Annotated in this window: 9 protein-coding genes and 1 tRNA gene; 2 read left to right on the top strand and 8 right to left on the bottom strand. The window is 43.1% G+C overall.

The genetic code is table 11. The features are described 5' to 3' along the window. Window positions 1-180 precede the first annotated feature (180 nt). Window positions 181-1,497 carry an FAD-containing oxidoreductase gene (locus tag ADH49_RS02635; protein ID WP_048689124.1) on the top strand — a complete coding sequence of 439 codons (1,317 nt, stop codon included), beginning with the start codon at window positions 181-183 and terminating at the stop codon, window positions 1,495-1,497. Between the two features lie 37 nt (window positions 1,498-1,534). Here the strand turns inward: ADH49_RS02635 and ADH49_RS02630 are convergent, their stop codons facing one another. The 3 genes from ADH49_RS02630 to pcrA form a co-directional block, all read right to left on the bottom strand. Next, entirely contained in the window at window positions 1,535-2,335 is an 801-nt protein-coding gene (locus ADH49_RS02630) for an alpha/beta fold hydrolase (protein WP_048689121.1), read from the bottom strand. Between the two features lie 3 nt (window positions 2,336-2,338). Next, window positions 2,339-3,613, bottom strand: coding sequence for a DUF2130 domain-containing protein (locus ADH49_RS02625; RefSeq protein ID WP_048689117.1), 1,275 nt, complete (start codon window positions 3,611-3,613; stop codon window positions 2,339-2,341). A 370-nt stretch (window positions 3,614-3,983) separates the two neighbouring features. Then, window positions 3,984-6,269 carry a DNA helicase PcrA gene (pcrA, locus tag ADH49_RS02620; RefSeq protein WP_048689127.1) on the bottom strand — a complete coding sequence of 762 codons (2,286 nt, stop codon included), beginning with the start codon at window positions 6,267-6,269 and terminating at the stop codon, window positions 3,984-3,986. 198 nt (window positions 6,270-6,467) lie between these two features. On the opposite strand from pcrA, the gene ADH49_RS02615 reads away from it, so the two are divergent. Next, entirely contained in the window at window positions 6,468-7,661 is a 1,194-nt protein-coding gene (locus tag ADH49_RS02615; protein ID WP_048689114.1) for a cation diffusion facilitator family transporter, read from the top strand. Between the two features lie 88 nt (window positions 7,662-7,749). Here the strand turns inward: ADH49_RS02615 and lepB are convergent, their stop codons facing one another. The 5 genes from lepB to ADH49_RS02590 all read right to left on the bottom strand — a co-directional run bounded on the left by lepB (window position 7,750) and on the right by ADH49_RS02590 (window position 14,441). Next, window positions 7,750-8,307, bottom strand: a complete 558-nt coding sequence (gene lepB, locus ADH49_RS02610) for a signal peptidase I (protein ID WP_048689111.1) — start codon at window positions 8,305-8,307, stop codon at window positions 7,750-7,752. A gap of 151 nt (window positions 8,308-8,458) precedes the next feature. Next, window positions 8,459-9,964, bottom strand: coding sequence for a pyruvate kinase (gene pyk / locus ADH49_RS02605; RefSeq protein WP_048689107.1), 1,506 nt, complete (start codon window positions 9,962-9,964; stop codon window positions 8,459-8,461). A gap of 60 nt (window positions 9,965-10,024) precedes the next feature. Beyond that, window positions 10,025-11,038 carry a 6-phosphofructokinase gene (gene pfkA, locus ADH49_RS02600; protein WP_048689104.1) on the bottom strand — a complete coding sequence of 338 codons (1,014 nt, stop codon included), beginning with the start codon at window positions 11,036-11,038 and terminating at the stop codon, window positions 10,025-10,027. Window positions 11,039-11,123: 85 nt separating this feature from the next. Then, window positions 11,124-14,225, bottom strand: coding sequence for a DNA polymerase III subunit alpha (locus ADH49_RS02595; RefSeq protein WP_048689099.1), 3,102 nt, complete (start codon window positions 14,223-14,225; stop codon window positions 11,124-11,126). A 128-nt stretch (window positions 14,226-14,353) separates the two neighbouring features. After that, window positions 14,354-14,441 (bottom strand) — tRNA-Ser (locus ADH49_RS02590). Window positions 14,442-14,638 lie beyond the last annotated feature (197 nt).

The following is a 14,638-nucleotide window of genomic DNA, read 5'->3' as shown; positions in this document are numbered from 1 at the left end:
TCAAAAACGTATTCAACACCTCTAACCCCTTGTGGCTCTAAGAGAGGGGTTATTATACCATGAAATGAGACTTCTTGTCCCTGTTTCCTCGTTCTGATGAGCCTTTTAAAAATCCCGTAGCAGATTTCAGACTTTTTAATATGGGTTTGATACAATAGAAAACGAAAGAAGGTGTAACATATGTTAATGTATGATGTTATTGTGATTGGATTTGGTAAAGCTGGTAAAACACTCGCAGCGAAATTATCAAGCCAAGGAAAAAAAGTCGCTCTGATTGAAAAGAGCAAATCTATGTACGGTGGTACTTGTATCAATATCGCTTGTATTCCCACCAAGACCTTGATTGTTGCCGCAGAAAAAGGCTTGGATTTTGAACAAGCTATGAGCGAAAAAAATGCGGTCACTACTCGTCTCAATGGCAAGAACTACGCAACCATTGCTGGAACGGGTGTAGACATCATCGATGCGGAAGCTCGTTTCCTTTCCAACAAGGTCATCGAAATTCAAGCTGGTGAGGAAAAGGAAGAATTGACAGCTGAGACCATTATTATTAATACTGGTGCGGTGCCAACTATCCTTCCAATCCCAGGACTGGCTGAAAGCAAGTTTGCAGTGGATTCAACCGGTATTCAACGTTTGGAAAATCTACCTAAACGCTTGGGTGTACTTGGTGGTGGACCAATCGGATTGGAATTTGCCCATCTCTACAATACCCTGGGTAGCCAAGTAACGGTACTAGACGCTTCTGAAGCATTCTTGCCACGGATCGAGCCAAGCATTGCTGCTCTTGCAAAAGGCTACCTTGAAGAAGATGGCTTTCAATTCTTGCAAGGCGTTCATACCCAAGAAATCAAAGATGGTGAAGCTAGCTTAACCCTTGTAACCGATAAAGGCGACTTCGAGTTCGATATCCTCCTCTACGCAACAGGACGTAAGCCAAATACAGCTGGTCTTGGTCTTGAGAACACAGATATCCAAGTTACTGATCGTGGAGCGATTCAAGTCAACCGTCATTTGGAAACCAGCGTCCCTGGTGTCTTTGCAGTTGGGGATGTCAATGGTGGGCCTCAGTTCACCTATATGTCCCTCGATGACTTCCGCATCGTCTTCAACTACCTCACAGGCGATGGTAGCTACAATCTCGAAACACGCGGAAACTATGCGACAACACTATTCATTGCTCCTCCATTGGCCCAAGTCGGCTTGACTGAGCAAGAAGCACGTGACAAAGGGCTTCCAGTCGCTGTCAAAGAATTGCCAGTTGCTGCCATGCCACGTGGCCATGTCAATGCAGATCTTCGAGGTGCTTTCAAAGCTGTGGTCAACCCAGAAACCAAAGAAATCCTTGGAGCAACTCTCTTTGGAGAAGCCGCAGGTGAACTCATCAACCTGATCACCATGGCCATGGACAACAAGATCCCTTACACTTACATCGCAAAACAAATCTTTACCCACCCAACCATGGCAGAAAACCTAAACGATCTCTTTGCGATTTAAATAGAATAAAAACGCTGGAAAAATTTTCCAGCGTTTTTTAATGTAAAAATCCACAGATAGCCTCTTGAAATACTTTATTTTCTTCATACAGAGCATGCCCTGAATGCTTAAGAATAAGGAGCTGACAACCCGAAATCGCTTTTTCCAGTTCCTTGGATCCCTTCACACCAATCACATCATCTTCAAGGGCACCAAGGATCAGGGTCGGACAATGAATGTACTTTAAGACCCCAAGGCTATTATGTTCCAGGCAAGACTGGGACTGAATGACAATTCGTTTTTCATCTTTAATTCGACCCAGGCGACCCATAATATTATAAAGGAACCGCCACTTTTGATAGCTCTTTTGTGTGTAGGAGTGCTGTGCAATATCCAGCATGAGATGCTTAAAATTTCCAGATTGACTGAGTTTTTGCCAACGCTCAATTCGTTCTCTAGCAAGTTGACTAGGCTTCGCTGTTGTCACAGCTAGGATGAGCCTTTGAACCCTTTCTGGAAAATCTACAGCTAGCCATTGAGCAATCATTCCACCTTGTGAAATCCCCATGATATAAGCGGTATCTAGGTTTAGTGTCTCCATTGCTTCTGCTAGATCTGCTGCCATATCCCGTGTCGTATAGCCCTGCCTCAACTCATTGATTCGAGAAAAAACATAGATTTTATAATGCTTAGCAAGTAGACGATAAGAGAGGGAAAAGAGCTGGGCCTTTCCTTTAACCGTCTCTAGTCCATCACCCAATCCTGGTATAATCACCAGAGGTTGATTTCCTGTTCCAAATGTTACATAGTCCATGGTTTTCCCATTCATGGACAAGGTAGCGTTCTTAGCTGAATACATAGATTATTCCCCCTTCAAGGCATCAAACTTGGCCTTCATGGTTGGATTTTTGCGGGTCAATTTTTTGACTGATACATCATCCAGCTTATTATTGGCAAGTCGGAGTTGATTTTCGGATGTGGTGAGGAATTTCTTGACTTCTTCCATCCGCTTGATGGCTTTGTCGATTTCATCGATGGCCTTACCGAAGTTGACTGAGGCTGAATTGTAGTTCTTAGCAAAGGCAACTTTGAAGGCGTCTAGGTCTTCTTCAAAGTGGGTGATGTCAATATTTTGCTCACGGATAAGTGCAAGTTCTTGCTTGTATTTAAGAGAGTTAAGAGCCGCATTGCGTAAGAGACCAATCAACTGGATAAAGAACTGAGGACGCACGACGTACATCTTCTCATGCTCGTGGCTAACATCGACAATCCCTGTGTTGAAGTAGTCATTATCTGCTTCGAGCATACTTACCAAAACAGCATACTCACAGTTCTTCTCCCGACGATCCTTATCCAACTCCTTGTAGAAATCGGCATTCTTATGTTTTTTCTCAGTTCCATCCGCTTCATTTTTCATCTCAAACATGATGGAAATGAATTCCAGCCCATTTTCATCAAAGTCACGGAAGATAAAGTCCCCTTTAGACCCACGTGCAGAGACCTTGTTGTCCTTTTCAAAATAGGCATTAGGGAAGGCAAAGCTACGAACCTTGTTAAACTCACTCTCCGCATACTGCTCCAGACTTTCCCCAATGGCCTTGGTTGATTGTTGGGCCTTGAAGTTCTTGTAGAACTCAACCTGCTCATTGGCCGCCTTAAGCTGGGCCTCATAGTTTTGTTTAACTGAAGTCAGAGAAAGCTCATTTTCTTTTTCTTGCAAGGCTAGCTGATTCTTAACCTCGTCTCGCTCTTTTTCCAGTGCAGATAAAGTCTTTTGAAGCTGATTTTCATGCTCCAAGCGCAAGGTGGCCAACTGATTCTCCAGTGCTTGAACTTCTTTTTCTTTCTCTAGCAAGTTTTGACTAGCCGTTTGCTCCACCTCTTTTTTAGCCAATTCTTTTTCAGTATCAAACTGTTGAATCTGGTTTTGTAACTGGGCAATTTCTTGGTCCTTCTTGGCTAACTTCTCTTGCTGCTTATTAAGGGCCTTTTGCTCAGCTAAAGCCAATTCTTGCCGAATTCGCTCATGAATTTCCTTGTCAAACTCCGCTGTCCGTACCTGTGACAAGAGCTCGCTGTATTGACTTTCATTAACTGTAAAAACTTCCCCACAGTTGGGACACTTGATTTCGTTCATAGCATGCCTCTTTCTCTATTCTTAGTATATTATATCATGCCACCTGTAAAATCAAAACCAGCAAACGAGGCTTGCTGGTTTTAACTGAATATTCATTTCTCTATAGAGACTTTCCTTAAGTGAGGACGGACGATAGCGACTCCCGTTGGGATTCCATACCTTAGATTTGAGCCTTCCGTCTCAAATCTACCGAGCACCAGAAACTAATGCGTTTCTGGTGCTTTTCCTCACGGCGAAAAGTCTCAATCTATTTTGCACTAGTTACAAAATATCTTTTTTCAATAGTCTCACTCAGTAATAACTTAAGATTGCTGGATAAAGGTTGATTGTTTATAATCTGAAACAGTGAACTTAGCTTCCTGATCTCCACTTATTTCTTCTCAATCGGAGCGACACTGGCCAAGAGTTTCTTGAGCCCCACTTCTGGGAAGTTGATCTTGAGTTCTTGGGTGTTGCCACTACCAGAGACTTCAAGCACAGTTCCTTCTCCCCACTTCTTGTGAATAGCAATGTCGCCAATAGACCAAGCGACGCTCTCTTTGGTACTAGAACGGTTGCTATTGCCAAAGGGGAGTCTTGATGATGTGAGGGCACTTGAAGCTGCTTGTCTCTTGCGCTCTTGAAGGGCTTGTGACAGACTCATGCCTTTTCCAAAGGTCGTTCCGCCACCATTGCTATAAGAAGCCTTAAAGCTAGTGTTGGCCGGACGCGCTAATCCTTGGTAGGTTAACAAATCTGAGCTAATTTCATTGATAAAGCGCGTCGGACGGTTGTAGCTGGTCCGCCCAAAGAGCAAACGAGAATTGGCATTGGTCAAGAAGAGAACCTTCTCTGCCCGCGTGATCCCCACGTAAGCCAAACGACGTTCTTCTTCCAACTCATCCGGATCCTCTGCCGCTCGACTAAGAGGAAAGACGTTTTCTTCCATCCCAATCAAGAAGACCACTGGGAATTCCAAACCTTTGGCTGCGTGAAGGGTCATCAAGGTGACTTCTGAGGTCTCTTGCGCTCCATCGTCTGTATCGGCAATCAAGGCTAAGTCGTTCAAGAAACGACTCAAGGTGTCCACACCTGATTCGTCTTCAACAGAATCGCCATTTTCATCAAAATTCTTGGTAACAGACAGGAACTCTTGGATATTCTCGATGCGGGCCTGACTTTCCAGATTTCCCTGATTGGTTAGGGCCGTCATATAGCCTGTCTTGTCAAGGACTTCTTCGACCAACTCTGTAATGGTCAGCTGGTCCAATTTTTCTCTCAAATCAAGAATGAGATTGGCAAAGTCCCAGATAGCTTGGGCTGCCTTTCCTTTGATGCCTGAGAGCATGATATTGGCCGAAGCATCCAGGAGCGAAGTCTCTTGCATTTGGGCAAAACTACGAATCTTATCCACTGTACCCGGCCCGATTCCCCGCTTAGGTTCATTGATAATGCGCTCAAAACTGATATTGTCACTGAGGTTGGCAATCAAGTTCAGATAAGCAATGACATCTCGAATTTCCTTCCGGCTGTAGAACTTGGTGCCCCCTACCATGGTGTAGGGAATGTTGGATTTGAGTAGCGCTTCTTCAATGGTCCGTGACTGGGCATTTGTTCGGTAGAGAACCGCAAAATCACGGTGTTTGTAGCCAGCTTCGCGACTAAGCTCTTCAATCGTTTTAGCAACAAAGACTGCTTCATCCTGCTCATTATTAGCCCGGTAATAAACAATCTCTTCCCCATCAGCATTTTGGGTCCAGAGATTCTTCGGACGGCGGTTCCGATTGTTTTTGATCACATCGTTAGCTGCTTGTAGGATGGTTTTAGTGGAGCGATAATTTTCCTCTAACAAGACGACCTTGGCATCGGGATAATCCTTTTCAAAGTCGAGAATATTTTGCATGTCTGCTCCCCGCCAGCCATAAATAGACTGGTCAGCATCCCCAACAACACAGATATTTTTAAAGCGAGAAGCTAAGAGTTTGACCAATTGGTATTGGGCATGGTTGGTATCTTGGTACTCATCTACATGGATGTATTGGAACTTCTGCTGGTAATAGGTCAGCACATCAAGATGCTGGTCAAAGAGACGCAAGGTCAACATGATCAAATCATCAAAGTCCACCGCTTCTGACTGACGGAGTTCCTTTTGGTAAGCCTCATAGCACTTGGCGACGATCTGGGTGTACATATCCCCCGCTTGGGCAGCATAAGCCACTTCATCAATTAAGTCATTCTTGGCATTGGATATAGTTCCCAAAATGGTTCGTTCATTCCATTTCTTAGGATCCAAGTTTAACTGCTTGAGAATCCGTTTCATCAGTGTTCGTTGCTCACCTGGATCAACAATGGTAAAGTTACGATTGTAACCAATGTGATCCGCATCGTAGCGAAGGATACGCACACACATGGAGTGGAAGGTGGCGATCAAGCAATCTTGGGTTGCTGGATTCAACTGATAAGCCCGCTCTTTCATCTCCCGAGCGGCCTTATTGGTAAAGGTAATAGCCAAGATATTCCAAGGATTGACCATTTTTTCGTCAATCAAGTAAGCAATCCGATGGGTCAAGACACGTGTCTTACCAGAACCTGCCCCCGCCATGATCAAGAGGGGACCTTCTGTCGTTTGGACCGCCTCTGCCTGGCGATCATTCATACCATTCAATAAAGGATTCATCTCATACTCCTCATTCATTCAATCGTTCTATTATACCACATTTTCGCCCTTTCTCCTTTTGGAAACAGTTGGCATCATTTGAATTTTACACTCAAAAAGGCTATAATAAAGCCTTAAGAAGAACGAACATTTCCTCATCAACAACGATCCAAGTTTGTCGCTTAGGAGGAAATCTACAGAAGTCTGGAGGAGGTCTAAGTGAATCAATCACAAAGTAATTTAAAACTAGCCGAACGTGGAGCCCTGATCAGTATTGTCGCCTACCTGATTCTTTCCGCTGCCAAATTAGCAACAGGCCACCTGCTTCACTCCTCCAGTTTGGTCGCGGATGGTTTTAATAACTTATCCGATATTATCAGTAATGTCGCCCTTCTCATCGGCATTCGCATGGCCCGCCAGCCAGCTGACCGCGACCACCGATTTGGTCATTGGAAGATTGAAGATCTAGCTAGCCTGGTAACTTCCATCATCATGTTTTATGTGGGCTTTGATGTCCTACGAGATACGGTTCAAAAAATTCTCAGCAGGGAAACAACTGTTATTGATCCTTTAGGAGCCATTGTTGGAGTTGGGTCAGCCCTTGTCATGTTTGCGGTCTATCTTCATAACCGCACTTTAGCCAAGAAAGCCCAATCCAAGGCCCTCAATGCTGCTGCTAAAGATAACCTGTCTGATGTGGTCACTTCTTTAGGAACCTCTGTTGCGATTGGAGCTAGTGCTCTTAACTATCCAATTGTGGACCAATTGGTGGCCATTGTCATCACCTTCTTTATCCTAAAAACTGCCTACGACATTTTCATTGAATCCTCCTTCAGCCTCTCAGATGGATTTGATGAAAGTCTTCTTGATAAATACAAGGCTGCCATTCTAGAATTGCCAAAGGTCAGCCGGGTCAAATCCCAACGGGGACGGACCTATGGAAGCAACATTTACCTAGATGTCGTCATCGAAATGAATCCAGACCTCTCTGTTTATGAGAGCCATGCGATTACCGAAGAGGTCGAGCGCCTTCTCAAGGAAAAATTTGGGGTCTTTGACATTGACGTCCATGTGGAGCCAAGTTCTATCCCTGAAGATGAGATTTTGGACAATGTCCTTCTCAAATTAAAGACCTATGAGGAACGTTTGCAGGCTCAACAGGAATACCAAACCCTCCTGGCTGACAACTTCACCCTCATCAATGAGTATGGCCAAGAAAGTCACAAGGAGGACCTGGTCCGTTTGCAGGAAGAACATCAAATTCCCTTTAAGAATTTCGAAATCGAATCCATCAGTCAAAAGACCAAATTGATTCGCTATGAGTTAAATAACCAGATCCATACCAGTCTCTGGCGGCGTCATGAACACTGGCAAAAGGTCTTTCACCAAATTACCAGTAAACAAGAAAAATAGCACTCTTTACCTCAATCTAACCAGAATAAAAGCTACTGCAATTCCTTTCTGCAGTAGCTATTTTGTAAGAAAAAATAGTCCTCATGGACTATTCTTCTTCTTTAATAAAACCAAATTTATTTAGAGGGTACAATCTGAAATCGACAACACCCTCAATCTGATCTGCTTGAATATAACCAAATTCACGACTGTCTTTGGTATTGTTGCGATCATCATTTAGGACTAAGTAACTATTACTAGGTACTTTTCCAGCCTTGGTTCCCTTGAGTTCTCTAGAGAAAAAATCATTTGTAAAATAATCGCCACTTGGGGCAGCCAAATGTTTGGTCTTCATCTTGTCCAAATACGGCTCTGCTGTAGCTACACCATTCAGATAAAAGACATCATCCACATAGCTGACCTCATCGCTCTCTATCGCAATGACACGTCCAAGATATTGTTTCTCTTTTACATGATAGAGGACCAAGTCCGTTCGATCAATTTTCCCCTTTTTAGTCGCTAATACTAAATCATCTTTCTTAACGGAGGCATTGGCCATTTGATCAGATACCCACAATGGTTGAAAAACAAATAGGCGCAAAGTAAGGAGTACCAAGCCCAATATTCCAATGATGATAATATTCCGAATCAAATCCCTTTTCGACATTCCTATCCCCCCTTTCAGCTCATTTCATTATACCATTTTATTAGACAATAAAAAAGGCCCACATTCCCAAATTGTCAGAAAATTGCTCTAAAAAGAAAAACCTTGTCTCCAAGCTTTAAACTTAGAAAACAAGGTTTGTTCATTGATTAGATTAACGGACTGTACGGATACGCATTGTGTTTGTACGAACAGCTTCGCCAAGTGGTACACCTGCAACGATAACGATATCGTCACCAGATTGTACAAGACCTGCTTCTACTGCTTTACGTTCTGCGATTTCGAACATATCGTCAGTTGATGATGGAGCTTCAGTCAACATTGGGATAACACCCCAGTTCAACATCAATCCACGCTCTGTCAATTCGTCAAATGTCAAGGCCAAGATGTCAGCATCTGGACGGTATTTAGAAATCAAACGTGCTGTGTGACCAGTCTTAGTCAATGTTACAATCAATTTGATGTCCATTGAGTTTGTAGCATCTTTAACAGCTGAAGCCATAACTTCTGTCTTAGAATTACGTTCGAATGAATCTGAGTTCAAACGTCCATATTCGTTAAGAAGAGTTTGAGCGTTCTTGTCAATAGTTGCCATTGTTGTTACAGACTCAAGTGGGTATTTACCATTTGCAGACTCACCTGAAAGCATAGTAGCGTCAGTTCCGTCGATAACTGCGTTGAAGACGTCAGATACTTCTGAACGAGTTGCACGTGGTTTTTCAGTCATTGTTTCAAGCATGTTTGTTGCAGTGATAACAACTTTACCAGCAGCGTTCACTTTTGTGATGATCATTTTTTGGTAAACTGGAACCATTTCGAATGGTACTTCGATACCCATGTCACCACGAGCAATCATGATACCGTCAGCAGCTTCAATAATTTCATCCAAGTTATCGATACCTTGTTGGTTTTCGATTTTAGCAAACAATTGAACGTGACCGTTACCAGTTTCTTCACAGATGGCACGAACTTCGTTTACGTCTTTTGCAGTACGTACGAATGAAATCGCGATGAAGTTGATACCTTGTTCCAAACCGAAGCGGATATCAGCGTTATCACGTTCAGCAAGAGCTGGGAAAGGAATTTTCGTGTTAGGGATGTTCACACCTTTTTGTTTAGCGATCACACCGTCATTTTCAACTTCACAAACGAATTCACGAGTTGCGTCGTCTTTTTCTACAACACGAAGACCCAATTTACCATCGTCAACCAATACTTGGCGACCAACTTCAACGTCATCATAGATGTCAAGCGCACCTGCAACGTTCAAGGCAATCACTTCACGAGTTGATTTGATTCCTTGTTTAGTAGCAACACGGATTTTTTCACCAGTCTTATATGAGTACTCTTTAGCATCGCCTTCGAACAATTCAGTACGGATTTCTGGACCTTTTGTATCAAGAAGGAAACCAACTTTTTTACCTGCAAGTTTTTCTGCAAGTTTAACAGTAGCCATACGGTCACCTTGTTCTTGGTGGTCACCGTGTGAGAAGTTGAAACGGAAAGTGTTTGCTCCAGCTTCGATCAATTGAGCAATGTTTTTAGCTGATGCTTCAACGTCAAGTTTTTCACCCCAGTATCCGTCATCACCGAATTTTTTACCACCACGGATTTCTACCGCAGGACCTAAGGTTGCAACGATTTTTACACGTTTGTTCATGATTTCTATGACTCCTTTTAAAATACACTGTCTTTTTAGACAAATTTTAACAAATAAATATTAAATAGAAGATAAGCTACGGTTCAACTCTGCAAGGTTCAAGTCAGCCTTGTGAGGGTTGTTCACTTTAATCTTACCATCTTCAGTTAAGCTAAAGAGGGCACCTTCTTCTGCACTACCAAGAATTGGGTTTTCCACCATTTGTTCATTGCGAATACCAACAGCTACGCCACCGATACCAGCTTTCAACAACTTAACAGCATGTGCACCCAAACGTGAAGCAAGAACACGGTCACGCGCAGTTGGTGAACCACCACGTTGGATATGTCCAAGTTCTGTTACACGAAGATCGCTTGTATCTCCAGCATCTTTCAAGGCTTTACCAAATTCAGCAGCTGACATCACACCTTCAGCAAGAACGATGATGTTGTGTGTACGACCTTTTTCGTAGCCCTTCTTGATGCTCTCAACGACATCTTCGATAGCAAAGCCTTCTTCTGGGATGATAATTTCATCCGCACCAGAAGCAATACCAGACCAAAGGGCAATATCCCCGGCATTACGTCCCATTACCTCGATAACGAAAGTACGATGGTGACTAGATGAGGTATCGCGGATCTTATCAATCGCGTCCATAACAGTTGTAACTGCTGTATCAAATCCGATTGTAAAATCTGTACCAACGATATCATTATCAATTGTTCCAGGAAGTCCTACAGCTGGGAAGCCATGTTCAGTCAAACGCATCGCTCCGTGGTATGATCCATCACCACCGATAACGACAACACCTTCGATTCCATGTTTCTTCAACTGCTCGATCCCTTTTAATTGACCTTCGCGTTCAGCAAATTCAGGATAGCGAGCTGAATGAAGCATCGTTCCACCACGAGAAATAATATCTCCAACTGATGAAGCATCCAATTGATGGATATCACCAGCAACCATACCAGCGTATCCATTATAGATACCAAATACTTCCATTCCTTCAGAAATTGCTTGGCGAACAACTGCACGGATAGCAGCATTCATTCCAGGGGCATCTCCTCCACTGGTTAAAACAGCAATACGTTTCATTTCGATATTTGCTCCTTTTTTTTCTTTTACATTCTAAATGATTATAACACAAAGAGGCTCAAATTTCTCCTATTTTCCGTAGATTTTATCGATAAATCGTTTTCATAGCAATACTTGCCAGCTCATTTTCTAACTTCTCGTTTTTCTGGACGGAAACTCCTTTTAATTGAATGGTCTTTTTCTCCTCTTCATAGCGAATAACGACAGGATAGGGACCCGGATAGGCTTTTAAGATATCTAAAACTGCCCGGTCCTCTTGGTGATCAAACAATTGAATCCAAAAACGCTGATTGGTGGCTTCTTCTGCTTCCATTAAAACCATCTGAAGACGACCATCTCTAGATTGCACTTTTCCTTTGAGATAGTAGTAGCCCTTCTCTCTTATTTTTGAGCTATAGTGGCGATAAGTATCAGGAAAAAGGGTGACATCCATCTTCTTTTGGAGATCGGAAACTTGTAAAAAGGCCATATTTTCTCCATTTTTGGTTCGGATTGTCCGGATTGATTGGACTTCAACCAAGATGGTGGCCTGTTCTCCTTCGCTTAAAGAAGCGATTGGTCGAGTCGGTTTGCTACTTGCTGCTACTATTTCCACCAGAGGATGAGGGCTGAGACCGACCCCAATGACCCTCTGCTCCATTTCATACTTCTCAGCCTTGCTATAATCCTCAGCATCCATCCAGGAATAATTAGCTTGACCAAATAAGCTACCCAATTCATCCGCAAAGACAAATAGGTTGGGAAGGTTCTGAAGGACTTTTCTGCGATTTTTTTCAAAGCAGTCAAACAAGCCCAATTCTACCAAAGGAGTTAAAAGAGGAAGTTTGTGGTATTGGCTTGGCAAGCGCAAGATAAAATCTTCTATGCTCTCAAAGGGTCGTTGTTCAATAATCCAATAGGCTAGATCTTTTGGGAGACCTTTGATATTTTTCATTCCTAGATAAATCTTCTGATCTTGGAACTTATCCTTATAAGGAATGGTATTAATGGTCAAAGGAGCCACTTGGAAATCAAATTGCAGCGCATCGGTCAAATAATCACTGCTAGAGTAGTTGAGCATAATGTCAAAGAAGACATCTGGATAATGGACTTTAAAGTAAGCCAATTGGAAGGCCAAGGCTGAGTAGGCATAGGCATGGGAACGGTTGAAGCCATAGCCAGCAAATTTTTCCATAATGGCAAAGACTTGCTTGGCTTTTTCTGCACTGTGTCCAAGCGCGACAGCCCCCTTGATAAAGTCATCTTCCATCCGATGCATTTCTGCCACGTTCTTTTTCCCCATGGCCCGTCTGAGGATATCGGCTTTTCCTAGACTAAACCCAGCAAAGGTCTGGGCCACCTGCATGACTTGCTCCTGATAGAGCATGATGCCATATGTTGGTGCTAGAACCCCTTCCAAACTAGGATCAATCATATCGACCTTCTCTTTGCCATGCTTGCGTTTGACGAAATTATCAATATAGTCACTAGCCCCAGGCCGGTTCAAAGATGTGGTCGCAACAATCTCCTCAAAACAGTTGGGTTGAACCCGTCTTAATAAACGGATAGCTCCTGCTTGCTCAAACTGGAAGATTCCCTTGGTATTCCCCGCAGCAAACAAAGCAATCGTTTCCGGATCTTCTAGAGGAATATCCTCGATTTTAATATCCTTTTGATATTTTTCCTTTACTGCTTCCTGCATCCGTTGAGCAAAAGTCAAATTTCGGAGTCCTAAGAAGTCCATCTTGAGCAGACCATTTGCCTCAACACCATGGGCATCATATTGGGTCAGATTCATCTCCTCGCCCATCTTGATCGGGATTTGATTGGTGAGATCTTCTCCACTCATGACGACTCCTGCCGCATGAATCGACGTCTGACGTGGTTGCCCTTCAATCCTCTTCGCAATTTCAAAGCCCTTCCGGTATTCTGGACGACTTTGGATGGCTTGGCGAAAAGCTACATTCTTTTCATAAGCGGAAGCCAAGGTATCCCGTAAGCCAATCCGCTTGGTGAGGTTGGTTAACTCATACTCTGGGGTTCCAAATCTCTTAAAAACATCTCGAATGGCTTGTTTGGCTCCAAAAGTTGAGAAGGTCACAATTTGAGCCACATGAGGACTGCGGTAGCGATTTTTAACATACTGGATAAATTTGGGACGATAAACATCTGGAATATCAATATCAATATCTGGCATGGTATAGCGCTCTAAGTTCAAGAAACGCTCAAAGAGGAGATTGTTCTTGACTGGATCAATCCCTGTGATATCTAAAGCATAGGCTACTAGACTACCAACTGCTGATCCACGTCCCATCCCCATATAATAACCTTGGCTTCGACCAAACCGTAACAAATCCCAGACAATCAAAAAGTAGTCATCAAAGCCCATCTGATGGATGACATCTAATTCATGACGCAAACGCTCTTGGTAGACTGTCTGGTCCAGCCCCTTATTTCTCAAGCCCTCCTCAGCCAACTCACGTAATTCCTCGACTGCAGGTTTCTCTGGATTGAAGCGGGGAAGCTTTAATTGCGTATCAATCTCATAATGAACAGCCGCAAGAGTCTTCTCTAGATAAGAAATACTATCTGGATAGTTATGAGCAAAGGCCCGCTCCAACTCTTCTGGTGGCAGTAACATCATAGAAGTGTCAACAGCTCCCACTTCTTTCAGACTGCAATTATTGCGAATGGCATGGAGCATCTGAAGACTCTCCAAATCACTCATTGAAAAATAGCGGACTGTATGGAGGGGGAAAACAGGACGAGAAAACTGTTTCGCTGGAGTATCTGGAAAGACACCAATCGCAAAGTCTTGACCCAAGTCTAAATACTCAATCCCTTCAAAATAGGGAACGATAATGGCTAGATCATCCAAAAAGTGTTGAAAGGCCGACCAGTCAGTTGTTCCCATCATTTTCATGCTGGAAATCTTGATTAAATGTTTATAACCTACGGTACCTAATGCAAGCAAACGAATAGACAAGGGCCCCGCTGGTAACTCAACTTCTAAATCAAGACCTAGGACAGCTCCAATACCAGCTTTTTGGCACTCTTCTAAAAACTCGTAGGCCCCATATAGATTATCTATATCCATGAGACCAATCTGTTGGTAACCCATTTCTTTGGCACGCTGAATATAGTCTCTAATAGAGACTAAACTGTCCATAAAGGTATAAACCGATTTTGTGTCCAGTTGTGTAATCACCTTGCACTCCTTTTCGTCCGTTCTTTCCTTCTATTATACAGGAAATCCGCCAAAGAAGACACTCTTACCCATTGCCAATCCTGCTTAACAAAAAAAACAGATCAACTGATCTGCTTTCCTTTCTCTTACGGAAGACATGGGATTCGAACCCACGCACGCTGTTACACGCCTACCGCGTTTCCAACACGGCCTCTTAAGCCTCTTGAGTAATCTTCCAAACTAGTATCCATTATACGGAAAAGCGCTCCTCCTGTCAACAAAAAATTTAGGAATCGCTCACAAGATATCATTGCTTGATAGATTTTAAAGAAACAAAAAACGACAAGGATTTGTCGTTTGCATGTATAAAAATGGAGCCGGTGGGAGTCTGACAAATGTTAATTTGTCAACCTATATCACATTTTGGGCCTGTT

Source organism: Streptococcus sp. 400_SSPC, assembly GCF_001072745.1.
Taxonomy (GTDB): domain Bacteria; phylum Bacillota; class Bacilli; order Lactobacillales; family Streptococcaceae; genus Streptococcus; species Streptococcus xiaochunlingii.
The sequence above is the reverse complement of the archived record's forward strand: the minus strand, read 5'-3'. Positions and strand labels throughout refer to the sequence as shown.